A 24,936-nucleotide genomic window follows, 5' to 3' on the forward strand; every position below is an offset into this window, starting at 1 on the left:
TTTACACTTGAATAATCTTCAAGGTTTCGACTAGAATACCCTTAAATTTCGAACCGAAACTTATGTGAAAGATAAATGACCAAACGCAACACTCAACAGCGCCGCCATACCATTGTCAGCCGTGTAAACAGCGAAGGTGAAGTCAGTGTAGAGGCTTTGGCTGCTGAGTTCGAAACATCAGAAGTTACGATTCGGAAGGACTTAACCGCGCTGGAAAAAAGCGGCCTATTACTGCGTCGTTACGGTGGCGCTGTGGCGCTGCCCAAAGAGATTGTGGCAACGGGGGTCGATAAGCAAGATCCGCTGCGTAAAGTGGCGATTGCCAGCGCTGCAGCGGCTTTGATCCGTGACCATAACCGCATCATTATCGACAGTGGCAGAACAACTGCTGCTATGATCCCAGAGCTTGCGACCAAGCGTGGCCTTGTCGTTATGACCAATGCCATCAACATTGCTAACCGCTTATTATCACTCGAAAATGAACCCACCTTATTGATGACCGGTGGTACTTGGGACCCGCATTCTGAGTCCTTCCAAGGCCAAGTTGCCGAACAAGTGCTACGCTCATATGACTTTGATCAACTGTTTATCGGTGCTGATGGCATTGATGTGGCGAGGGGAACCACCACATTCAATGAGTTGATCGGGTTGAGTAAGGTGATGGCGGAAGCCGCAAGAGAAGTGATTGTGCTGGTTGAGTCTGAAAAAATTGGTCGAAAAATCCCAAATTTAGAGCTGCCATGGCAGCAAGTCACCACCTTGATCACCGACAACACCTTGGCACCAGAGATGCGCCAAGCGATCGAGGCACATGGCGTAAACGTGATCTGTGCAGAGATCACACAAGAGTAAACACACAAACGTGCAACGAATGGAGAGATTATGTGTGGCATCGTAGGAGCTGTGGCAGAGCGCCCGGTTAACCGAATTCTAATTGAAGGTTTAAAACGTCTAGAATACCGTGGCTATGATTCAGCAGGTGTAGCACTGAGCAGTGCGGGCACATTAAACACGGTTAAAGCAGTAGGTAAAGTGGCTAATTTGGCCAGTGCACTTGAACGTGCAGAAGTCAAAGGCACAACGGGTATTGCGCACACTCGTTGGGCTACACATGGTGGTGTAACCGAAGCGAACGCTCACCCACATTTATCAAATGAGCAAATTGCACTGGTACATAATGGCATCATTGAAAACCATGAAGCATTGCGTCATGCGTTAAAAGAAGATGGCTACACGTTCTTATCGGATACAGATACAGAAGTGATGGTGCACCTTATTCACCAATTGCGCCAGCAGCATGGTAGCTTGCTTGAGTCAGTACAAGCAGCGACTAAGCAGCTTGAAGGTGCGTACGGTACGGTTGTTTTTGACAAAGAAAACGACAATGAAATCATTGTGGCACGCTCAGGCAGCCCGTTGGTGATTGGTCTAGGCCTGGGTGAAAACTTCATTGCCTCTGATCAGCTGGCGTTATTGCCTGTGACACGTAGTTTTATCTTCTTAGAAGAAGGTGATGTTGCACGTATTACTCGCGATACGGTTGAGATTTTTGATGTGGACGGCAATCCGGTAGAGCGTGAAGTCGTTGAGTCGAATATCACGCAAGATGCATCAGGCAAGGGCGAATATCGTCACTACATGCTAAAAGAGATTTATGAGCAGCCGTTAGCTGTGCGTAATACCCTTGAAGGCCGCCTTGAGAACGACCGTGTGACAGTGGATGCGTTTGGTGACAGTGCAAACCAAATCTTTAAAGATGTGAAGCACGTGCAGATCATTGCCTGTGGTACATCTTATCACTCTGGTATGGTGGCGCGTTACTGGCTTGAGCAGTTTGCAGGGGTAAGCTGTAATGTCGAAATTGCCTCAGAATTTCGCTATCGTGAGTCGTTTGTGCACGAAAATAGCCTATTAGTAACGATCTCTCAATCTGGTGAAACAGCGGATACGTTAGCAGCATTACGCCTAGCAAAAGAGCAAGGTTACATGGCATCTATGACCATTTGTAACGTACCTGGCTCATCACTGGTACGTGAATCTGATTTGGCGTTTATGACCAAAGCGGGCGCTGAGATCGGCGTTGCTTCAACCAAAGCCTTTACCACGCAACTTGTTGGCTTATTGATGCTAACGGCTTCTATCGCGCAAGAAAAAGGTCGCGATCAGAGCGTGATTGTTAATGCCATTAAGACCTTACCTAACAAGTTAGAAGAAGCACTAAGCATGGCTGAAGGTATTGAAGCATTAGCAGAAGAGTTTGCAGACAAACATCACTCTCTTTTCCTTGGCCGTGGTTCACAATACCCAATTGCAATGGAAGGCGCATTGAAGCTTAAAGAGATCTCTTATATTCACGCAGAAGCTTACGCAGCAGGTGAATTAAAGCACGGTCCATTGGCACTGATTGACGCGGATATGCCAATCATTGTTGTGGCGCCAAACAATGAGCTACTCGAAAAGCTGAAGTCTAACGTCGAAGAAGTACGTGCGCGCGGCGGCATCATCTATGTATTCGCTGACAAAGACTCTGCATTTGCATCAGATGATACGATGCGTGTCATGAATGTAAACCACGTTGAAGACATCATCGCGCCAGTTGTCTATACAATCCCGCTACAGCTGTTGTCATACTATGTGGCTGTCATTAAAGGCACTGACGTTGACCAACCGCGTAACCTAGCAAAATCGGTAACGGTTGAGTAATTCAGGCTGAGTATGTGATAGATGGTGTGGGTGAACAATAAAGTTTCACCCGTAACAATAAGGTCTCATACTGACTGTATATCGGCAATTGCCCAGTTTCTATTGACTACTGGGCAATTTTTTTATGTTCACACAGTCATTAAGTTAAGAGCGTGCTGTAAAACCAAATCTGGATACTTCCCAAGAAGAGCATTGTTCATTAGTGAACAATCACCATGACTTTCTGAATTGTCATAGCATTTATCCGCATTACCGCTTTCTTATTTAAACTTGGGCTGTTCTAGACTCACTGCTATTCGCACTTTTTGTTCTGTGACATTCTAATAGCTGAATTATGTTTCATTATTAACATATCCTGTTCTATTAGAGTAGGGTGTCAATTTGATGACCGAAGAGAGCTTATAACGAGTTGACAAAGTGTGCCTTTCTGAGTTTTTAGCAAGTATATTAATAAGTTAAGCGCGCTCATTGATGTTTTTAGGTAAAATATAGCCTTGATAATTTTTGAGGGCGGCCAAGGTTTCTTCATAACCTGTGGTTGGTTGGCCGATACTGCGATTATATTCAATTCTGCGCTCTAAAGTGCCCAAATAATCTTTGTTTTCGACTCCAACAAGTGTATTCCCTTTAAACTCAAATTCTTCAAACGGGATGTACTGCCATATGCGATCATCTCCGGTGATTTTCGCTAATGTTCTGATGTCTTCTTGAGACACGTTTCGCATATCGAGGCCATTGCTATTCGATTCCCTAGTGTTAGGGTCTGAAGCAAGTGGCTGTTGACTGGTAGTATCTTGCTTTTTTGCAGTTTGAATGGCGTTATAATTGCTATACACAGCTTTAGTATTTGCTATATTCATAGAGAACTCCTTTCGTTTTCACCTAAATATGCGAGCAAAAATCACGCCTTTTTTTTCAGGAATGACCTAGTTTCTCTTTATTTCCCCGAGCTTGTTAGCATGTATTTTGTGTCCATTTTAAATAGTGAATTACTTGCTATTTTCTTAAAGCTAATTGAGCGCTAGATATGAAATAATACATTTTTCCTACTTTATAAATGCATTTATAAATTACTAATATAAATATAGTTTTTTGTTATAGCTTTGTTGGTTTGCAAAAAAGGTGCTGATAAGTTGACATCACCTGTTAAGGAGGAGAAATCAGTGTGACACCCAATTCACGGCAGATAAAAACTGAAAACTTTAGGGCTTATGTACAGCGCTCAATGCGGCGTTGAAGAAAGGAAAAAAAATGGACTCAAGAGCAGCTTGGCAAGAAACTTGGCGTTGACCAGGCGACCATTTCTAATTATGAGTCGGGTAAAACCGACATGACCTACATCCATCTCTTTGAGCTATTTTTAATTTTTGGTAAGGATTTTTCAGCGGTTTTTGATCTGTTTAACGTGACGACTCATACATCTTCGGCTGATATAAAGCAAAAAAAGGAGTGACAAGATTATGAAAGAGTTTTATTCGCTTGTTGAGTTCTTGCCTTTGACTGTGATCACTATATCGCTACTCTTAACATGGAAAGTACCTACGGCTAGGTGGTTTTTAATATGTTATGCAGTATTGGATATCGTGATTATTTTATTAAACCCTACCATAATGCAGTGGAGGACACATTATTATCTGGCAGATCTTTTCATGTGCATTGCTTTAGTCTTACCGATAGTTTATCGAAGATCACTGGCTCTATTCTTGTATGAAAAGACCCATATAAATTACTTTCTACTTGTGTTTAATAGGCAGGTATTCACTTTACAAGAATGTGGCATTATTTTACTCATGTTATTTGGCGCATTTATTAACTTAGTGTCTTGGCTGGAAATTTTAGCCTATAAGTATTATTGGATTGATGTACCTTATTTCAAACTATACGTTCGCAACAATGCAATGATATTGGTCCATGTCGGTGTTTGTTGTGCGAATTTAGTTATGCATTAAAAGCAGAAGAGCGAGAGAGTGAGGTCGCAACACATAGGTCAACGGACTAAGCAGCACTATTGAAGCAATAAGAGTTAAACTTCATTATGCTATACTTGTCTATACAACCTATAGTGCAAACAGTCTACTTGTTCTAACTAGCTGTTTTATAGCTCTTAAGTCGACAGTGTTGTTTAAGGCATGTAGGGGAAACTAAGTGTGCTCCAAATAAAATAAGCGCCAGTGTAACAGGCGCTTATTTGTAAATTGAATCGCTGTACATCAATGTTTTTGCAGCGAATGGCACGATAGTGCATCGCTAAGTTATGGTTAAGCAGCTGACCTTAATACCAAAAGCGACTGCTGTACATACGCCGCTGTTGCTCTCTCATATTTACTTTACACCACATTTTAGTGACATAAACGGTATGTAAATTTTCATTTATATAGGCAAAAAATAGTGGCAACCTTAAGTAAGTTGCTTATTTTTTGCTTGTAAGATCAACATGGTGAGTAATAACCCACACGTCAGAGCCATAATAGCTGAACCAACAAATGTATAGATGTCATAAATCAATGTCAAAGATAGCCAACCAAGGCCATTTCTTAACGCATTTTCAATCAAGGCTAATACATTCATAATACCTGCTACTATAAATAGCCAATGAAAAAGACCATCAAAGTCAGTAAGTACAATCTTGCTTGAGCTTGAGAAAAACCGTGAAATTTGCACTCTAAAAATAAAAAGCGCAATAGCAAATAGGTTGATTAACAGTTGTATGCCAAATATTTTGGTACCCACAATGAGGTAGTCATCGTCTGGTGAACCTAAATCTATGAGACCGGTACTAAATAAACTATATTCAGTTAATGCAACAACGGCGAGCATAATAGAGATATGGCAAATATTAGGCTCTTTTTGCAGTAAGCCAAATATAAAGCAGAAAGCTAGTACTGGAAGGTAAACGTGAAAGACTACCTGAGGGTCATCTATTTGCAGATAAAAAGCGATAAGTGCAATGACTGAAACAAGTATCAAATGTACCATTTTCATAGAGTTAATTACTTATATTTGAGCTTTATTCAGTAATGTATTCTAAAGCTGAGATTATATAAATTCTGAGCTTGATAAAATACGCCAATAAATAGTTTTAACCTTGTGGAGTTATAACTTGAATCTCATGAGGTTGCTTTGGCATAAATAATGAGCCTCCAATGACTTTTTTTAGAGATTCTTGGTTGAGTGATTTCATAATTATTCCTTATCGTTAATGTCTTTTGGATCGTTTAATTTGTTCGATACATTGCTAATTTGTATCATCAGTGGGTTAATGTCAATTTTACAATAAGCTAGCCATTTGAAAAAATGACTCATCCGTGGCTCACCGACCCCAAGCTCATAATTACTCACCGTTTCTCTGGTGATATTGAGCTTATCGGCCATTTGCTTTTGAGTGAAGCCTGCTTTTTTGCGCATGGCTTTGAGGTCGTCACCGCTTATCACATTTGATTTCCTTTTGGATAAATATCAAAGGTTTTATCTCATGTAACTGTATAAGGCATTATGTCTTACATTATGTCTTAAACAGTGTGATGAGACTTGCTACATCAAGCTTTGAATTTTTACAAAAATGCTGAAGGTAAGAAAATTTCTCATAAATATTCCTTTTCATAAAATTCGAAGATTTTTCCACATTAACCATTTTATATTATTAACAATGCATTTTCATAAGTAAATATGGAAACTGATTTTAGAGTAGTATGTTGGTGAATTTTCGAGGGAAACGATGAAAAATAATGTCATAAGAAGAAAAGTAACAGTGAACGACTTAATGTCTGAGGTTCAGCACAATTTACGCAGGTTAAGAAAAAAGAATAATCTGACGCAAACCCAATTGGGAGCAAAGCTCTGTGTAGATCAAGCAACTATCAGTAATTTCGAAACTGGAAGAACTGTGATGACGGTGGCTCAGCTTTACGAAATGTATTTGATTTTTGGTGATGAATTTGACTGCCCATTTATTCAATATACAGGAAAGGAAAATAGCATAGCTGTTAGATTATAGAACACAAGGTTTAGCTATATGTTGTCGGATTTTTAAGTGTTTAATTACATTTGTATCAAATGCAACGAAAGTTATTTTTAATGGTGTTTTTGCAGCCATGTATAAAGGCTTTATTTATTGGTGTGCAATGCTGGTCTTGGAGTATATAAACGTTAAATTGTCTGATGTAGGTTTTAAATATTAATTATAGTGACCGACATATATATGGTGGTTGCTCATATTTGGGTAAAGCGGCATTGATTAAACCTGCGAGGTTTTACATTAAATAAAATCGTACGGGTACCATCACGGTGTGCTCGCGCATTGTCTGTGGTGGCAACGGTAGGGGTTGTGCGCGTTTAACAACGCTTTTGGCTTCTTTATTGAGCAGTGGGTAGCGAGATGCTTTCACTATTTCGATATTGCGCGCTTGACCTTTATCGTCGATGGCAAAACTAACCATTATCGTTGCTTCTTGACCTCTTTTACGGGCCATCGTGGGGTAGCGCTTTTTCTTCGCAAGGTGGGCGATGAGCTCCGCCTGCCAAGTTTGCTTAGCGACCAATGCAAGCTGGGTATCTTGTCCTTGTTGTAGCGCCTGATTTTGCTGCGCAATGTCTTCTGCTTTAATTTCTCTTGCGCGACTGGCGATGCTTTCTTGCTGTGCAGGTTTTTCGGCTTCTTGTTTAGGCGGCTCACTCGATTTTTCAGGCTGAGGCGCTTGCGGTTTTAACTCGGCCATTTTGCTCTGTGTGGGTATCATGGGCTGCTTTGGCTTAGCGTCAGACAGGCTCTTAGGCTCCGGTTTTGGCTCTGGCTCTTGGGTTTTCTCCGGCTTTTTTGCGATGGCTAATTTCCCATCGTGGGCTAAAGCGATGTCGCTCGATGAGGGGGCTGGAAGCGCTTTTGGTGGCGGTGTGTTGGTCGATTGAGCCTGTGCGCTTTGCAGTTCTTGAGATTGGCTTTTTGCTTTTGCTAAGGGCGCTAATTTTACCACAAACGGCGCTTTTGATATGGCGGGTTTTGCAGGCGTATGGGGTTGCCAGTGCCAAAGCGCCGCACCAAGTATGACAAGGTGCAAGCAAACAGCCCAAAAGAACCCTAATAACCAATCATGGCGAGTGAGCACTTAATTTAAATCCTCTTCACCAATGAGCGACACATTGAGGTAGCCGATACTGCGCAATGTATTGAGTACGCTGATCACATTGCCATAATCTACTTTTTCGTCGGCTCGGATAAATACGATTTGCTCAGGGTTATTGTGGCTCGCCATATTGAGTGCGGCTTCAAGCCCGTCTTTGGATACCGCTTGATCGCCTAAAAATAGCTGTAACTCTTTGTCTAATGATAAGATAAGCTGGTTTTGTTCTAAGGTTTGCGCCTGTGCATCGGCGCCAGGGAGCTCAAGCGGCACAGAAACGGTCGACAGAGGCGCTGCCACCATGAAGATGATCAATAATACCAACATGACATCGATAAACGGTGTCATGTTGATCTCATTATTGAGTGCAAACTCATCTTGGTCGCCGTCATTCATCATTGCCATATCAACGCAGCTCCAGTTGGCGGCCAGCCAATACTAACAGTTGGCTAGAAAATGCATTAAGTTGCTTGCGATATAGTGCGATATTGCGGGTAAAGTGGTTATACATGAGTACCGCGGGAATAGCCGCGACTAAGCCTAAAGCCGTGGCCAGCAGGGCCTCTGCGATGCCCGGTGCAACCACGGCTAAATTGGTGCTATTGGTTGCGGCAATACCGATAAAGCTGTTCATAATGCCCCAAACGGTGCCGAATAAGCCGATAAAAGGTGCGGTGGAGCCAATAGAAGCTAAAGAACCCGTGCCTTGAGTGAGGCCATCCGTGAATTCGTCGGCACGGGTTTTCATGCGCTGCAGAGATCTTTCCTTGACCCCGTCAGCTGTGGCATTATTTTTAGCGCCCCAGTCCATTTCGATTAAAACCTCTTCGACGAGTTGCGCTTCTAATACATCGGTATTGTTTAGCTTTATCAGATCATCTTGGTTGCGGCTTTGTGCTATTAACAGTGAGAGGCGCTTACGAGCGAGGTTAATTTGCTTCTGCTTGGTAATAAATATGGCCCAGCAAGCAACAGAGGCGGCAACCAACATCAACATCACGCTTTTGACCACCCAGTCTGCCTGCATAAACATGGCATAGGCCGTGAGCGAACCTGTGCCAGCCGCTGATGCACTAAAAGTGGACGCGAGCGCCAAAAAGGCGAAAGCTTTTTTCATTGTTATAAACCTCTGACTTCACTAAAAACGAACCCCTATAGTTAAAGAACGCATGAGATTAAAAAAACAGTAATGCTTTTTTAACTTTTTTTATTTTTATGAGGAAACGTGATGTGAAGTCAGTATTAGGATTCTGACATTTATGCCAATGGCGCATTTTGCGCATTGGCATAAATGTGTGTGGAGTATACCGAAACAGAGGCGGACTTAGTGCTTAGCGCGAGTACGTAATCTAGTTAAAGCAGCCAACACGATTAGCCACACCCAACCTAGCGCACCCCCATTGCCATAGCTTAAGGTTTCCTCTTGTTTTATTTTTGCTTCTGCATTGACGTAAAGCGTCGATAGCGCACCTAATCGCGCACCCACATCGGCATCTCGGCAGTTAATTGTAAAGGTGTAAATGCCTGACTCAGGTGAGATTTTAATACTGCCTTGCGGCTCGATTTGTCCATCTGGCACCCAATCACCGACATCCGCGCCGCCAATCGCAACACAGTCAGCTGCATTGTGGCTACTCCAAGTGACTTCTACTTCTTCACCAAGTTGGGCATTGCCAGGCGTGATACTGATAGACACAGAACCTGTTGGTGTTATACCACTTAAATCGACCTCAAAAACCGTGCCTCGGTTGTCGGCGAGAAAAGTTCCCCCATATTGATCTGAGTAGCCTCTACCACCATACAGGGTGGTACCATACAGCTTACCGTTTTCAGCTAACATGAGTCCGGTTGGTACCTTGCCATCTGAGTCTTCGGCAATTCCAGCTTTAAACGAATGCACATGTTCAAACCCACTTTCAATGATTTGGCCATTTTCAATCTGTATATCCGCTAAATTAAGTCGATAAATAGTCCCATCGAATGTCGTATTTCCTGGGTGGGTTGGATACTCATTGCCTTCAAGTACTTGTGTATTTTCACTCTTATGTATGCCACCGCTCATGGTTGTGCCATACAAAAAGCCTGTATCGGTTATCACCATAGGACCACGGGGTTGGCTGCCGTTTTCGCCATCGAATGTATGCAGCAAATTAAACTCAGAGCCATCTTTTTTAATTCTAAAGAGTGAGCCATGGGGGTTACTGCCTTCATAATGTGGATACTCTGTGTGGATCAAGCGCTCATTTTTTTCAATGACATTGTGAACTTGGGAATCTCCACCACAGAGACCGCTGGCAAAACCGATAGCTTTGCCGCTATAACTAATAATTCCTTTGGTCCTGCAGCTCCCCACGGTCGTCGAACCATATAGATAGCCCGCTTCATCTTCAACTAAATAGGTGGCAATACGGCCTTCATCACCGCTGCGGGTGTGCCAGGGTACTTCACCTTGGCTGAGGGTAAATTCATGGATCAAGGGCAAGGCTGCAATGGGGTTTTCACCGAGCTCTACTGCATAGAGTGCACCGACGATAAAGTCATCATCGATTGAGAGTGTATTGAGATGAGGTATGCCACGGGGGTAACCTAAGTAGCCATAAAGTATATTACCACTCAATAGCATGCCGCCAGCAGCGGTGAAGTCGCCATGGGGGTTGTTGTTAAATCTGTATAGCTCCGTTAACGTGTTGTCTTTTTCTAAACGCATTAATCGAGAGTAAGTTTTATGATCGGTATCGATAAATAGGAGTCGTTCTTGATTATCGAAAATAGGCTGTACATTTGGCCTGTTGTTGAGCTCTTCTTCTGTATTGTCAAATAAAATGACTTTGTTACTGCCATCTGAGTGCACAGACAATATATTGCCCTTGAGATCGATACTATAGAGCTTGTCTTCTGTCGGGTGCTCTGCGAAACCAACAACGCCTGCAACCTCTTTTGCAAGTGCGAAGTAATGTCCTCGTACCGGCGTTAGTCCCCACATGCTTGGAGCAGTTTCACCTTTATATCCAAAGTAAGATAATCCGAGGAGTTGATCACGCTCTGCGTTATAAATTGGCGGCGCAAATGGCTTACCTGCGGTTGGCCAACCAACAGGACCTGTAGAGTGCAAAGACGTCAGGTGATTAACACTGATCCCTTCTACAGCTGTGGTTGCAAGGCTTGGGAAAGCGAATGCGAGTAATAAAGCACTGAGTTTTTTCATTGTATGCCTGTCATTGAGAAGATAGTTGACCCTAGAGTTATGAGAAAAGTTGGTTGTTGATACACCGCTGACAATGTCTATGGACTATGTGCATTGAATAGGAAGAGATATTCAACTATTTGCTCCGGAGCCTATTATTTAAAAATAGGCCCGCCTGTAATGTCTAATGCCATTAGGGAAACGGCGGGCACTATGGCCAAGTCATGTTGGCAGCGGGTTTTAAATATCCGCCATGGCATTGGGAATTCGGTCAGTCAGTGGTTTGAGTAGATAGCTGAGCATGGGGCGCTCACCATTTTTAACAAACGCTTGCACTGGCATACCCGGTTGCAACACCAAACTATCACTTAGTGCATCCTGATTAACGCGGATCGCCACTTGGTAATAAGGCTGCCCAGTGCGCTCATCATTGATGGTGTCTTGTGCCAAGCGTTCAACCTGTCCTTTTACTTTCGGGGTTGTGCTGGTATTGAATGCGCTGAATAACAGATCGACATCTTGACCAAGGGCAACACTGTCTATCAAGTTACTTGGGATTTTGGCATTCACTATCAATCTTTGCCCTTTAGGGACAATTTCCATCAATAATTGAGATTGAGACACCACATCACCAAATGCGTCCAAGCCAACAACTTGACCTGCAACTGGCGCACGAATTTCACTGTTGTCCAAGCTAAATTGTGCTGCTGTCATTCTTTGCTTGAAGTCACTAATGCTAGATTGGTTTTTCGCTCTTTGCTGACTGACTTCTTGACGATAGCCTTTGAGCGTTTGCTGGTGTTGAGTATCCAGCTCTAATAGTCTGGCTTGTTGAGACAAGAGCTCGGATTGCGCATTGGCTAAATCAGCGCGAATTTCGGCGGCTTGTGCTTTTAGCTGATACAGTTGCTCTTGAGATTGAAAGCCTTTTTTAACCAGAGCTTGGGTATCATTCACCCAATTGTCGTATACCTCTGCTCTTTGCTTATGACTATCAACAACATGGGTAAGACCTGAAATGCGAGATTGCGTAGTGTGTTTGTTGTCGAGCATTAATTTAAGCTGAGCGTGCAGGGCTGCGCGACGTTGCTCGAACAATTGCTGATTTAGCGCCATCGCTTGAACAGCTTGCGGTAAGTTCACACTTGTCAAAGTATCCGAGTAAATGAGCTGCTGCGCATCGCGTAACTCTGCATCAAGGCGTTCTTTTTCAGCCAGTGCCAAGTAGTACTGCGTAGTGGCAGCAGCTAGTTGGCTTTTTGCCACCTTGCTATCGAGGATCAGCAGCGCCTCACCTTGCTCTACCCACTGTCCATTTTGAACCAATAATTGGTCAAGTACGCCGTGTTGCGGTGCTTGGATCTGCTTTTTGTGGCCAGAAACGATGACTTGGCCCTCAACGACCACGCCTTTGTCGAGTGGGGCAAATGCACCCCAGAGTAAAAATACGCCCAAGCTAAGTGCAATAATCGTCCAGCCAAGTCGAATATGTTTGCTTCCTGCGATAGTGTGCTGTGTTGTCACGTTACGCTGCTCCTCTTTGACCTTGCTTGGCTTGCTGCATCGCTCCAAGTACTTGTTGTTTAGGGCCAAAGGCTTGCACATGGCCCTTGTTAAGTAACAAGATCTTATCGCTTAGATTTAAAATATTGGCTCTGTGGGTGATAAAGATAACACTAGAACCAGATTGCTTGAGCGTTTTAAGGGTGCTAGCCAATGCGGCTTCACCGGCATCATCTAGGTTAGAATTGGCTTCATCTAAAATGACCAGTTTGGGGTCACCATACACTGCTCTGGCTAGGCCGATACGTTGCTTTTCACCGCCGGATAAGCCCATGCCCCCGTCACCAAGCACGGTATTGTATCCATCGGGTAATGTTAAAATCATCTCATGCACGCCTGCCAATTTTGCCGCTTTGATGACAGCGGCGTCGTTAATGTCGCCAAATCGGGCAATATTCTCACTGATACTACCAGCAAATAAGCCCACATCTTGAGGCAAGTACCCCAAGTGTGGGCCTAGGCTCTGCTTGTTCCATTGAAAAATGTCGGCACCATCTAAGCGCACTTTGCCCATTCTTGGCGCCCAAATACCTGTGATAAGGCGCGCAATTGAGGATTTACCAGCGCCAGAGGGGCCAATGATCGCCAATATTTCGCCGGGGTTAATCGCAAAGTTGATGTTACTCAGAGAAGGAGTTTGCGCCATCGGTGGGATCAAAGTGGCATTTTCTACACTGAGTTTGCCCGTCGGCGTTGGTAAATCTAGTCCAGTTTGAGGTTCTGGGTACTGATGCAGCAGGGCATCGAGACGTTGACGAGAGAGTTTCACGCTTTGCCACTGCTTAAATGCCCCGACGAGTTGTTCAACTGGAGATAACATGCGTCCTGCGATAATGGAACCTGCGATCATCATGCCAGCGGTGATCTGGCCGTCAACGGCAAGCCAAGCACCAGCACCTAAAACAACCGATTGCAGCGCAAGGCGCAATATTTTACTGGTTGCGGTGAGCACTGAGCTGAGATTACTGGCTTCACTTTGATGGCGAATACCTGCTTGATGCTGTGCCTGCCAGCGACTTTGCAAGCTGTGTTGCATGCCCATCGCTTGCGCAACTTCAGCATTGTTAATGATGCCACTGGCAAGTTGCGTGGCATTGGCTGTGGCTTGTGAAGATGCTTGTAAGGGCTTTTTCGCCCAGACTTCGTTGAGCAGTGCCAGTACAAGTAAGATCACCGTACCGACGAGGGCAAGTGTGCCCAGTAATGGGTGAAAGAAAAACAATACAATGAGGAAAAGCGGGGCCCAAGGGGCATCAAAAAACGCAAATATGCCCGTCCCTGTCATAAATTGACGCACTTGGTTGAGGTCGTTAATCAACTGGCCTGGGTTAGCATTACCAACCTTGATTTGATGTTGATAAACGGCGTCAAATACCTGAGTATGTAGGTCGTTATCAAAATGCTCGCTTATGCCAATCAGGACGCGGCTTCGGACCCACTCTAGTGCGCCCATTAATAAAAAGAAGCCTGCAACTATGATGGAAATCAACAGTAAAGTATCTATATTCGCAGAGCTTAAAACGCGGTCGTACACTTGCAACATGTAAATCGCGGGGATCAACATGAGCAAGTTGATAATGGCGCTGAACCCAGCAACATGCAGCAGGCTGCGCTTTTGTTTTTGTAAGGCACGCTTTAAGGCTTCACTTGGCACCATCGTGGGTTTCATGATTGGCTCCTACGGCGGCGAAGTCGTCCCACACCCATTGCACTTAAGAATGTCAAAGCTGCAAAACTAAGTGCGCCACCATTGCCATAGCTTAAAGTTTCTTCTTGTTTTATTTTTGCTTCTGCATTGACGTAAAGCGTCGATAGCGCACCTAATCGTGAACCAACATCGGCATCTCTGCAGTTTATTGTAAAGGTATAAATACCTGACTCAGGTGAAATTTTAATGCTGCCTTGCGGCTCGATTTGTCCATCTGGCACCCAGTCACCGACAGCCGCGCCACCAATCGCAACACAGTCAGCGGCATTGTGGCTACTCCAAGTGACTTCTACTTCTTCACCAAGTTGGGCATTGCCAGGCGTGATACTGATAGACACAGAACCTGTTGGTGTTATACCACTTAAATCTACCTCAAAAACAGTGCCTAAATAGTCAGCAAGAAAGGTCCTGCCAAGATAGTCAGAGTAACCCCTGCCGCCATACAGGGTGGTACCATACAGCTTACCGTTTTCAGCTAACATGAGTCCGGTTGGTACCTTGCCATCTGAGTCTTCTGCAATCCCAGCTTTGAAAGAATGCACATGTTCAAACCCACTTTCAATGACTTGGCCGTTTTCAATTGTTATGTCTGCTAAATTAAGCCTGTAAATGGTTCCATCGGGTGACATATTTCCTGGGTGGTTTGGATACTCATTGCCTTCAAGTACTTGTATATTTTCACTCTTATGTACGCCACCGCCCATGGTGGTGCCATACAAAAAGCCCGTATCTGTTATCACCATAGGACCGCGGGGTTGGCTGCCGTTTTCGCCATTGAATGTATGCAGCAAATTAAACTCAGAGCCATCTTTTTTAATTCTAAAGAGTGACCCATGGGGGTTACTGCCTTCATAATGTGGATACTCTGTGTGGATCAAGCGCTCGTTTTTGTCAATGCCTGAGTAAAGTAGGTAATTTCCACCACAAAGGCCGTTGGCAAAATCAACGGCTTTGCCGCTATAACTAATAATCCCTTTGGTTTTGCAGCTCCCCACAGTCGTCGAACCATAAAGGTAGCCTGCTTCATCTTCAACTAGGTAGGTGGCGATACGACTTTCACCACCGCTACTGGTGTGCCAGGGTACTTCACCTTGGCTGAGGGTAAACTCATGGATCAAGGGCAAGGCTGCAATGGGGTTTTCACCGAGCTCTACAGCATAGAGTGCACCAACGATAAAGTCATCATCGATTGAGAGTGTATTGAGATGAGGTATGCCGCGGGGGTAACCTAAGTAGCCATAAAGAGTATTACCACTCAATAGCATGCCGCCAGCAGCGGTGAAGTCGCCATGGGGGTTGTTGTTAAATCTGTATAGCTCCGTCAACGTGTTGTCTTTTTCTAAACGCATTAATCGAGAGTAAGTTTTATGATCGGTATCGATAAATAGGAGTCGTTCTTGATTATCGAAAATAGGCTGTACATTTGGTGTGTTGTTGAGTTCTTGCTCTGTGTTGTCAAATAAAATGACTTTGTTACTGCCATCTGAGTGCACAGAAAATATATTGCCCTTGAGATCGATACTATAGAGTTTGTCTTCTGTTGGGTGCTCTGCGAAACCGACAAAGCCCTCTATGTCTTTTTCGAGTGCAAAATAATGGCCTTGCACTGGTGCTAGTCCCCACATACTTGGAGCAGTCTCACCTTTATATCCAAAGGTAGATAATCCGATGAGCTGATCACGCTCTGCGTTATAAATGGGTGGGGCAAATGGTCTACCAGCGGTCGGCCAGCCAACTGGACCTGTATAGTGTAAAGACGTCAGGTGATTAACACTTATCCCTTCTACAGCTGTGGTTGCAAGGCTAGAGAAAGACAAAGATAGCAAGCAGATGCAAAGTTTTTTCATAGTAGAACTCAGTAAATGGCAAATTGCACTGCAGCAAAGCTGCAGTGCATAGGGGGTTAAGCGACTAGGTCGAATTCAGCTAGACTTGAAACACCAACCGTATCGTTTGCTGTCAGCTCGATACCGTTGCTTGAAAGCACAGTCATTAAGTAACCGAAGTCAGAATCTTTCATGCCATCAACAATGTTGTGGGTTGTGTTAGTCCCTTCATGACGACCAATTACGCCGCCATTTGCATCAAAGCCAGCGTTAAGATTGATTGTATCTAAGCCGTCGAAGCTCACTAGATCTTCCGTGAAGCTGTACTCACCGTTTGCACCTTGTGTTAGACCGCGGCCGAATGAAATTGATGCAATTTCACCATACATAGTGTGCGAAGGACCTGCGAAGAAGGTGTAATCGATGTAAGAGCCATCAGCTGCTTGAATAATGAAGCCTAGGTTTTCAGTACCTACTTGGCCTTCTTGCGCGTATTGAGTACCAGAGAAAGTACCGAATAGACCCCAGAAGCCAAGATCAACAGTTGGGTTTGGATTCTCAGCACCCGCGAAGCTACCGATGTTCTCGTTATAGTCTGTGTTAGTGAAAAATTGAGACGCGTGACCAAAGAATGAATCTAGGTTTGAGAAAGAGTAGCTAGCACTGTATGTTACTTGTATAGACATGGTAAATCCTTAATTTTTTGATTATTTAATAATATTGACCTAAAGGTCGTTAGGAGAATTATCAGCTGCGCGCCATGCTGATAATTCTTTGTTTTTAGCACGGGTTTCCCCGTGCAATTTGAAATTGGTTTACTTGGTTTTTTTATAAAAACGACGACCCATTACCAATGCACCGAGTGCCAAGATCCAGCCACCAAATGAACCACTGCTGCCTTTGTCCTCCTCTGGCTCTGGCGTTGGCTCAGGGGTTGGTTCCGGATCTGTGCTTGTATCTGGCTCAGGTTCCGGCTCTGGCTCTGGTTCTGGCTCTGGTTCAGGCTCTGGTTCTGGTTCTGGTTCTGGCTCTGGTTCAGGCTCAGGCTCAGGCTCTGGTTCTGGCTCTGGTTCTGGTTCTGGCTCAGGCTCTGGCTCTGGCTCTGGTTCTGGCTCTGGCTCTGGCTCAGCGCCAACGAGTAATTCAAGTGTGCGGGTATAGGTTTTTTGTTCGGTATCTTTACAGGTCAATACATAAGACTTTTCACCTTCTGTATCGGGCGTGATCGACTCCTGGCCATTGGCTTCTTTGGTACCTTCCCAGTCACCACTCGCTGTACAGTCGCTGATATTGATAGACTGCCAGCTTAGCTCAAGGCTCTCGCCTAAAGGGAGCGTTTCAGTTTCTGTACTAAAACTCAAAGTGTGTTGGTTGACTGTGAATTCAAACACGCCGCCAGTGTCAGATGTGTGACCATTGGTTGCACCATAGATGGTATGTTGTTGGTCAACTAGCGAGCCTGCAGCGAGGCCAACAGGTTGAATCGAAGCTTGGCCATCAAATTGCTTCACAATTTCAAAGCTGTCATTAGCTCTATTTAAATCAGTATCATCTTCGCTTAAGTTGATGCGATATAACACACCTGCGCCATTTTCATCACTGCCATTAGAGCGGGTTGTGCCGTAAATGTTTCCATCTGCAGCGAGTACTAATGAACCTGAAGGGGTATGACCATCTTGGGCTAATGCAATACCATTGTTTTCACTACCAAAAGTGTGAAGTAAGGTAAAACTATTCTGATTATGTTTGTGTATGCGCCATACTGTTTTTTTGGAAGTACCATATAACCATTCACCATGCTCAATAAGGGCGTTTGTTGCCAGAGAATGATCATCAATTACGCCGTGATGTTTATTCGAGAAGCTATTGAGTATGGCAACATCTGAACTCCCATCTGTGGCGATATTCGTGAGATCCACTTTAAACAAGGTACCGCTCGCAAAGTCATCACTGTCTAGTCTTTCTTTACTGCCCGCGCCAGCTGAGTCTTCCGTCTTATGAGCAAGACCATAAATTGCATTGTCATTAGCACTGTAGATCACAGAAGCAGGTGATTCTCCTTTGGCGTATATGAATGCGCCATTACTTGGCGTTTTATATTCGTCGCGCCCAAAATCAACGAGTAGTTCGACTTCGCCCGAGTGATTCAAGCGTACCAGGGCAAAAAACTCATCACCGCGATGCAACGCGCCGAAGTAAACATTGTCTTGATTATCTACTGTGATGAGGCCACTGATTTCAAAATTACCGTTATTTAACGCCGAGAGATCAAGACCGGCTAGCGCATCCTGCATACCGTCTGTTTCTGTCCATTTAAACAGGCTTGATTTAGCACCACCATAAGCCACCCCTTGACTGTCAACAACAACATTGGTCACAAACGCACCTATAGCATTGGTTACCGTATTGATTTGCGTGTTAAAGTCGGTCAGCTTCCCTTGCGTTAACTGAGGTGTAAAATAATATAAGCCTGACTGGCCTAATGTTGCAGGGGTATTACCAGCACCAGACATCACTGTGCCGATAAGCTTTCCGCTTTGAGGGTGTAATACCGGCGGTTTTGCAGGGAAGATACCTTTGTCACCACCAGACATAATGGTCATTGGCGTGCCAAAGAGATGTAACTGTTGCAGGTTGATTTCAGCGGCACTGGCCAAGTTTGCGCTCATTAAAGCGCTACTGATAAGTGCTAGCTTAAAAGCTTTTTGCATGATTTTTACCCTTGTCTTTAATTAGAATTTTATGTTGATTCTTCCGATCACACTGCGTCCTGGTGCGATCCAATATGAGGTGCCATTGGCTTCTGCATAATTGAGGTCTTTTAAGTTATCGACAGACAAACGCAGTTGGAGGTGAGGTGAATACTGATAATCCAGCCATAGGTCATATATCTCCCAATCCACCACATCTTCATACGCGGTGCCACCACGGCCATCGTTATCTTCTACCCGTACTCGCGCACCAAATTTCAACTTGTCATCGAGCAGTTTGACACCCAAAGTTAGCGCGCCACTGTGTTTCGCCGGCTGTATGTAGAGCAGGCCGCCTGATTTTGTTTTTCCTAGGTTTGTTTCTGGGAAACCGACTTGGCTGCCAAGTGGGAATGGATCATAGTCCCCTTGCCCTGGGTAAAAATTCATCTTGGTATAGTTCAGTTCGGCAAAGACAAGGTTGGACTCGTAATCTGCTTGCAGTTCGATGCCTTCAAAACGGACTTCATCGAATAAGTTGACATAGCTACGTATACCGCTTTTGTCCCCTACAGAAGTTGGGCTCATTACCGTGCCCTGAACGATGAAGTTATCAACTGTATTATCGAACCAGCCAGCTTTGATAAATAGGTCGTGCGCATTCGCCAGCTGGGTGAATTCGAAATTAACGCCGACTTCATTGTTGTGAGATTTTTCCGCTTTTAAGCCCGGGTTTGGGTAAAACGGGAAGCTGTTACCTACATGCATGCCAAATAACAGGGTTTCTGTTATCGCTGGGTGCCGGACTCCTTTTGACGAGCTTACATATGCTTGTACTTCGTCAGTGAAGCGATATGCAAAGCGCAGGTTAGGCGAGACGTATTCGTCATGACGTGCTACTTCGAAGTTAGTAAAGATAAGCGTTCTAGCTGGTCTGACTCCTGGTGGATTAAGGATAGAGCCTGAGTTGATCTCTCCTGTTCCTTCGATAGAAAAGTGCTCATAACGTGCCCCAGCTTCTAAAGAGATATGCTCACCATATTGCCACTCAGCTTGGGTAAAAATACTGGTAACAGCACGTTCTCCGCCCGGTGTTGCGCCAGTAAACCAAGTGGGATCGCCAGAGCCAGGCGTTTGTTGAATGGCTTGAGGCTGAGTCCAGTCTCTAAAATATTCCGTGCCTGTATTAAGCATTAATAAAGAGTCTGTCTCTGGTAGCCAGCTATGGTCGAGGCTAAAGAATGCGAAGTTTTCAATCACCATACCAAAGGTATTAGTTTCGAACTCTAGTTCAAATTCACCATAGGGATTGACTGTGTCACCCGATTCAAATTGGTGTTGACGCATTTGTGTACGGTTATAGTAAACACTGGCACTTAAATCGAGATAGTCAGAATTTGGGTTCCAAGTGTAATCTAACTTTATCGTATCGTTATTTAGTTTGCTGGTGGCACTTGGCTTATTATCTGGGTCAGATTGATCTGTGGTCGAGCCCTCTTCAAAATTGGCGTAAAAGCCGACATAGCTCAATTTAATGGTTTGCTGTTCATTAATTTTGTAACTGGCTTTAAGTAGCGAAGACCATTGATCTTGCTCCGTAAATGCGCTTAGTGCGTCGAAGTACTTGCTTTTACCGGCATTACCGCCACTTTGCCCTGGTTCAAATCTACCGACGTGTTTTCTGCCAGCGGCAGCAACCAGCTCCAAATCGTTTCCCACACGCACACCAGAGGCTAATAACCCTTGCATGTGATAAGCATTACTGCCTGTGGCGAGTGATAACTTAGTGCCGTGGTCCTGACCTTCTAAGGCAAGGTCATCAAATTCAAGGGTTTTAAAATTAACAACGCCACCAATAGCACCTGCACCACCTGCATCGCCAACAGGACCTTTGGAGATGTCGACACTCGATAATAACTGTGGGTCTAGATAGACAGTACCGTTAGCACCGTGGCCACTGCGTTGAAAGTTTTGTCTGGCACCATCTATCATGACATTCACACGGCCAAAATCTTGTATGCCTCTTACATTGACTGCCACACCCGGTTCTTGTCGCGATTGCGATGTTGCAACACCGGGTACATTGTAAAAAATATCTGATGTATCTCTTGGCGCAACCCGAGTTAACTGCTGCTGACCCAGTTTAGTGTCAGAAGATGCTGATTGGTAAATTTCAGTGTGGGCATTATTACTGGCATATACCTCGAGTGTATCGAGCATAACAGCCTGATCTGCGGAAATTACCCGAATGATATAGCTACCATTTGCTGTTTTTTCGGCATACAGGCCCGTCCCTGCGAGTAATTGTTCAAACCCGTCACTCAGCACAAATTCGCCTTTGAGCCCAGATGTTTGTGCACTGCCAATCTGCTTGGGGTCGAATTGCAATAGTACGCCCGTTTGCAGTGCTAATGTGTTGAGTGCGTCAGCTAAACTGCCTTTTGGAATATCGATTTGGTGCGCTTGCTGTGCCAAGGTCACAGTTGGTAAAGCAAGTCCAGTGCATAACAATGCGGTCAAAAGTGAGCGAGGAGTCCTGTCGCCTATCATAAATGGTTCTCATTTTTATTTAGAGCTACATATAGGACGGGGCAATTAAAAAAAACAGTACCCAAAAAACAAAAAAAATCAGATTATTTTTTTGTTTTTTGGATAAGTTTATTTATTTCAATGATATATGGTGGATGTAATTGGCAATTGACTGGTGTTTAATAACTGGATCTGAAGCCAGCATTTTCATTGCCAACTCAATATTATTGGTGGGGTAGACACCAGAGACACGAATTTTGCTAAGCTCTGAATGCTGATACATCAACAAGCCAGGATAGTGTGCTTCAAGGGATTCTAATAATACGGATAGGCTAATATCATTGGCGACTAATCTGTGGCTTAACCACGCCAATCTAACACTTGGGTTGGTATCGTAAGGGCCGATTAGTCGCCCATTTGCCACTTCCATGGCTTCACCTTGCTGGCCAATCACACAGCTATTTTGTTTTAGATAGCAAAGTTTAACTTTGGATTCTGTGACGACCACATAAGTATCTTGTTCACGGGATTTTACTGAGAAGCTAGTGCCCAATGCTGTTGCTCTGGTGCTCTGTGTTTGAACCACTAAAGGCCATGCAGGGTTGGTGGTAGCATCAATGTGTATTTCACCTTTAATGAGCTTAATTAGGCGTTGTTTATCATCAAATTTGATATCGATTTGCGTTTGTGCATTTAGGGTCAGTTGACTGCCGTCTTGCAATTGTATCGTCTGAGTCTGCCCTTTTAGGGTGTAGTGATCTGCTGTAATTCCACTGACACCTAAGTGATTAAAAAGGATTCCAAGTCCAGAAAACAGTACGATGCTGAGGAAGGCTTTGGTTGTGCCATGGCGTCGTTGAGGCTGATCTTGTTCTAAGACGCGATTTAAAACTTGCGTGTTTAAGCCTGTGTCTTCAGGTGTTTCAAACTCTGTCCATAGTGCTGTTAATTCGTCATAGGCTTTTTGATTATCTGGGTGCAAGTTTAACCATTGGTGAAAAGCCTGAATATCTTCATCTGCGGGGGCATCTGAATGCAGTAGTGCGCACCAATCTGCTGCTTGCTTTAATTTATGCTGATAGCTACTGCTTTTTGCTGACATAAATATCTCTGAACTATTAATCCATTAATTGACTGTGGCAATGCAGCAGTGTTTGCGCAATGTACTTTTGAACCATACTTTCCGAGACATTGAGTGTCGCCGCAATTTCTTTGTATTTCATTCCATCTAAACGCGCCATTAAAAAAGCGCGTCGCGGCTTATCAGCTAACCCCTCTAGTAATCGAGACAACGCTTCTAGTCTTTGCATGGTCTCTAGTACAGACTCACATGAGGGAGCCTGCTCTTGCTGTAGTTCTTTTTGGGCGTCAATGTAAGCTTGCTCAATGCGTCTACGACGCGCTTTATCTATGATTAAGCGATTTGCAATTGTCGCCAAATAAGCACGAGGTTCTTTCACTTCAAGCGGGTTGGTTGATGACGTCAGGGCCCTAATAAAGGTGTCCTGAGATAAATCCTGTGCATCATGGTGAGAATGCAATTTGAGTTTGTTTTGTAAAAACCTTACTAACCAAAATTGATTGTCGCGAATAAACAGGTCCATACCAGCGGAATTTGACACCGTTGTTCCTTTCCATAGTGCATAAATGTAAATAATTATCATTAACGGTATCATTAATAAAGTATTGGAGCAAGCATCTTGTTCATAAGATAAAAATTAGTAGGTACATTGTTTGGCAAAATCTTAACCCGATGATGTTATCTATATGGTCAATTGGAGTAGTGTAAATATTGAGCATGGCTTGTTTTTTATTGTGAGTGCTATCGTGCCATTAATATTGTCGAACGTGTTTAGTAATGCTGATAAATAGAGATAATCAGACTTATTTAGATCCTATTTGAAAACCACAATTATTTTATAAACAGCACTTTTAAAATTGGGTTTGAATGAAGTCAAAACTGGATGTGTAAGCTGATTTGTTGTCGATTTTTAGGGAAAAAACCCCATTGAAATAGGTATTAATTATTTAATTTTTTTCAATGCTATGCGGTTTTGCTCGTGAGACCTGCCAATGTGGGTGAATTAACACTGGGTGCGTTGGTCAGGTGTTGGTGTGTATATCAAATACTAATCATGAATTTAATGACATGTTTTGTAGTTCGAAGATTTTTCCGCACGGTCAAAATTATAGTAACGATTAGGTAAGGGTTAATACATTAATTTAAAAATAAAAAGTAGTGTTTGACGAGGAAGTCGATGAAAAACAACACAGTAACAAGAAAAGTAAAAATAAATAGCCTGATGGAAGAGGTGCAATGCAATTTACGTCGTGTTCGTAAAAAGAATCAGCTTACGCAAAGTCAGCTGGGTGCAAAATTGAATGTTGACCAGGCAACGATCAGTAATTTTGAAACTGGCAGAACAGTGATGACGATGGCGCAGTTGTATGAAATGTATCTGATCTTTGGTGAGGAGTTTCATTGTCCTCATATTAATTACACCGGACAGGATAGCCAAATAAACGACTCTATGGTGAGGTAGTGCGCCTGTCTTGATTGGTATTGAAGTAAAGACGGTTGATTTTGATATCTGGATTGACCTTTGAATATAGATTGTATCTGTGTTGATTTGATACTAAAAGTATATAACAGCTAAGAAAATGGCTATTTAAAAGCGTGTTCATCTTGATGGGAAATGGACTTTGATATGTTTATACATTAGGCAGTCATAATTATCTAATGTGTACTAGCTCAGACTTGATCTGACAGTTACCTGTTTTTCAATCGGTGACTGCCAGCTTAGATTTGAGCTAAATTCTTTTCTGCTGTTAACACCAAGCGACTTTGTCGCCAATTCATCCCTCTTACAACATTAATTATTTAATTTTTTACAATATAAGGATGGCTTTATGTCGAGATAAGTGACTGGGTTTTCAGAAACTATTTGGATTAGTCTAAAACCCAAGAGAGCATTGTTACCCTTTATCTTCGAGCGAGGTATTACCCGTCAATACTTTCTCAATTGCTTTAAGCATGGGTTGGGCTGTTCGTTCACTATAGCCCGCTTGGGCGTACGTAACTTGGCCTTGCTGATCTATAACGAGGGTGAAAGGTAATCCGGGCTTTTTTAACGTCTTATAAAAAGTATGCCTTTTGTCAAAAACAAAAGTGACTTGCAATCCACGCTTTTCAAATTGTTTCAATAAACTTTTGTACGTTCTTTTTGTTTGACTTAGGTTGCCTTCCTCTCTGGTATTAACAACAATCACGCTCACTTTATCGTGACCTAATTTGCGTTGTAATCCCTCTAGTAATGGTAGTAACTGTTTACAGTATGGGCACCATGAAGCCCAAAAGGTAACAATGGTTGGCGTGGTATTGCTTCTGTAAACTGGCGCTGCATGCTGATTTAACCCAAGTACTTGATCTGCACTTATATGCTCTATATTTGCCTTTGCTGTCGCTGTGAAAAACAAAATGAATAAAATCAGGCTACGCTTTAGCATAATTCGCTCCTTGTCATATTGAACCTATGTTATGGCCATGAATTGTAACGCGTTATAGAAGTAGAACGATATTTTTATGACAAGATAACATGTTGACTGTGTTTTGTTA

At 43.6% G+C, this 24,936-nt stretch carries 20 protein-coding genes and 1 pseudogene; 5 read left to right on the forward strand and 16 right to left on the reverse strand.

Annotated features, from left to right (window positions below):
* Window positions 1-75: 75 nt before the first annotated feature.
* Both L1077_RS15770 and glmS read left to right on the forward strand, forming a co-directional pair.
* A complete protein-coding gene (locus L1077_RS15770) occupies window positions 76-852 on the forward strand; it encodes a DeoR/GlpR family DNA-binding transcription regulator (protein ID WP_063363316.1) in 777 nt (258 codons plus the stop codon).
* 30 nt (window positions 853-882) lie between these two features.
* Window positions 883-2,703 (forward strand): glutamine--fructose-6-phosphate transaminase (isomerizing), encoded by a 1,821-nt coding sequence (gene glmS / locus L1077_RS15775; RefSeq protein ID WP_063363317.1) that lies wholly within the window; start codon window positions 883-885, stop codon window positions 2,701-2,703.
* 455 nt (window positions 2,704-3,158) lie between these two features.
* Here the strand turns inward: glmS and L1077_RS15780 are convergent, their stop codons facing one another.
* Window positions 3,159-3,563 (reverse strand): hypothetical protein, encoded by a 405-nt coding sequence (locus tag L1077_RS15780; RefSeq protein ID WP_237137848.1) that lies wholly within the window; start codon window positions 3,561-3,563, stop codon window positions 3,159-3,161.
* Window positions 3,564-3,952: 389 nt separating this feature from the next.
* Between L1077_RS15780 and L1077_RS15790 the strand changes: the two are divergent.
* Window positions 3,953-4,156, forward strand: a pseudogene (locus tag L1077_RS15790) (helix-turn-helix transcriptional regulator); the annotation flags it as partial.
* 944 nt (window positions 4,157-5,100) lie between these two features.
* On the opposite strand, the gene L1077_RS15795 reads toward L1077_RS15790, so the two are convergent.
* A complete protein-coding gene (locus L1077_RS15795; protein ID WP_063363334.1) occupies window positions 5,101-5,685 on the reverse strand; it encodes a hypothetical protein in 585 nt (194 codons plus the stop codon).
* A 201-nt stretch (window positions 5,686-5,886) separates the two neighbouring features.
* Window positions 5,887-6,135: a helix-turn-helix domain-containing protein gene (locus L1077_RS15800; RefSeq protein WP_063363335.1), complete on the reverse strand. Its 249-nt coding sequence runs from the start codon at window positions 6,133-6,135 to the stop codon at window positions 5,887-5,889.
* Window positions 6,136-6,418: 283 nt separating this feature from the next.
* Between L1077_RS15800 and L1077_RS15805 the strand changes: the two genes are divergently transcribed.
* Complete coding sequence (locus L1077_RS15805) at window positions 6,419-6,697, forward strand: helix-turn-helix domain-containing protein (RefSeq protein ID WP_237137849.1); 279 nt, start codon at window positions 6,419-6,421, stop codon at window positions 6,695-6,697.
* Between the two features lie 256 nt (window positions 6,698-6,953).
* On the opposite strand, the gene L1077_RS27615 is transcribed toward L1077_RS15805, so the two are convergent.
* The 12 genes from L1077_RS27615 to L1077_RS15865 form a co-directional block, all read right to left on the reverse strand.
* On the reverse strand, window positions 6,954-7,805 hold the full coding sequence (locus tag L1077_RS27615) for an energy transducer TonB (RefSeq protein WP_237137852.1): 852 nt from the start codon (window positions 7,803-7,805) through the stop codon (window positions 6,954-6,956).
* A complete protein-coding gene (locus tag L1077_RS15815) occupies window positions 7,806-8,225 on the reverse strand; it encodes a biopolymer transporter ExbD (RefSeq protein ID WP_237137854.1) in 420 nt (139 codons plus the stop codon).
* 1 nt (window position 8,226) lies between these two features.
* Entirely contained in the window at window positions 8,227-8,916 is a 690-nt protein-coding gene (exbB, locus tag L1077_RS15820; RefSeq protein ID WP_237137856.1) for a tonB-system energizer ExbB, read from the reverse strand.
* 228 nt (window positions 8,917-9,144) lie between these two features.
* Window positions 9,145-11,025, reverse strand: coding sequence for a hypothetical protein (locus L1077_RS15825; protein WP_237137858.1), 1,881 nt, complete (start codon window positions 11,023-11,025; stop codon window positions 9,145-9,147).
* A gap of 219 nt (window positions 11,026-11,244) precedes the next feature.
* The gene (locus L1077_RS15830; RefSeq protein ID WP_237137860.1) at window positions 11,245-12,528 is read right to left on the reverse strand and encodes an HlyD family type I secretion periplasmic adaptor subunit; all 1,284 of its coding nucleotides are present in this window, start codon (window positions 12,526-12,528) and stop codon (window positions 11,245-11,247) included.
* 1 nt (window position 12,529) lies between these two features.
* On the reverse strand, window positions 12,530-14,236 hold the full coding sequence (locus L1077_RS15835; RefSeq protein WP_237137862.1) for a type I secretion system permease/ATPase: 1,707 nt from the start codon (window positions 14,234-14,236) through the stop codon (window positions 12,530-12,532).
* A complete protein-coding gene (locus L1077_RS15840) occupies window positions 14,233-16,122 on the reverse strand; it encodes a hypothetical protein (RefSeq protein WP_237137864.1) in 1,890 nt (629 codons plus the stop codon). The genes L1077_RS15835 and L1077_RS15840 overlap by 4 nt, the downstream gene beginning before the upstream one ends.
* Window positions 16,123-16,178: 56 nt before the next feature.
* Window positions 16,179-16,787, reverse strand: a complete 609-nt coding sequence (locus tag L1077_RS15845) for a heme acquisition protein HasA (RefSeq protein ID WP_237137865.1) — start codon at window positions 16,785-16,787, stop codon at window positions 16,179-16,181.
* A 129-nt stretch (window positions 16,788-16,916) separates the two neighbouring features.
* Complete coding sequence (locus tag L1077_RS15850) at window positions 16,917-18,812, reverse strand: choice-of-anchor tandem repeat GloVer-containing protein (RefSeq protein ID WP_237137868.1); 1,896 nt, start codon at window positions 18,810-18,812, stop codon at window positions 16,917-16,919.
* A 21-nt stretch (window positions 18,813-18,833) separates the two neighbouring features.
* Complete coding sequence (locus L1077_RS15855) at window positions 18,834-21,341, reverse strand: TonB-dependent receptor (RefSeq protein WP_237137870.1); 2,508 nt, start codon at window positions 21,339-21,341, stop codon at window positions 18,834-18,836.
* A 112-nt stretch (window positions 21,342-21,453) separates the two neighbouring features.
* Window positions 21,454-22,422, reverse strand: a complete 969-nt coding sequence (locus L1077_RS15860; protein ID WP_237137871.1) for a FecR family protein — start codon at window positions 22,420-22,422, stop codon at window positions 21,454-21,456.
* Window positions 22,423-22,438: 16 nt separating this feature from the next.
* Complete coding sequence (locus tag L1077_RS15865) at window positions 22,439-22,942, reverse strand: sigma-70 family RNA polymerase sigma factor (RefSeq protein WP_237137873.1); 504 nt, start codon at window positions 22,940-22,942, stop codon at window positions 22,439-22,441.
* Window positions 22,943-23,578: 636 nt separating this feature from the next.
* Here L1077_RS15865 and L1077_RS15870 point away from each other — a divergent pair.
* Complete coding sequence (locus L1077_RS15870) at window positions 23,579-23,863, forward strand: helix-turn-helix transcriptional regulator (protein WP_237137875.1); 285 nt, start codon at window positions 23,579-23,581, stop codon at window positions 23,861-23,863.
* A gap of 433 nt (window positions 23,864-24,296) precedes the next feature.
* Here L1077_RS15870 and L1077_RS15875 read toward each other — a convergent pair whose 3' ends face one another.
* Window positions 24,297-24,827, reverse strand: coding sequence for a TlpA disulfide reductase family protein (locus tag L1077_RS15875; protein ID WP_237137877.1), 531 nt, complete (start codon window positions 24,825-24,827; stop codon window positions 24,297-24,299).
* Window positions 24,828-24,936 lie beyond the last annotated feature (109 nt).

Origin of the sequence: Pseudoalteromonas luteoviolacea, from assembly GCF_021654285.1 — a bacterium.
GTDB classification, from domain to species: Bacteria; Pseudomonadota; Gammaproteobacteria; order Enterobacterales; family Alteromonadaceae; genus Pseudoalteromonas; species Pseudoalteromonas luteoviolacea_J.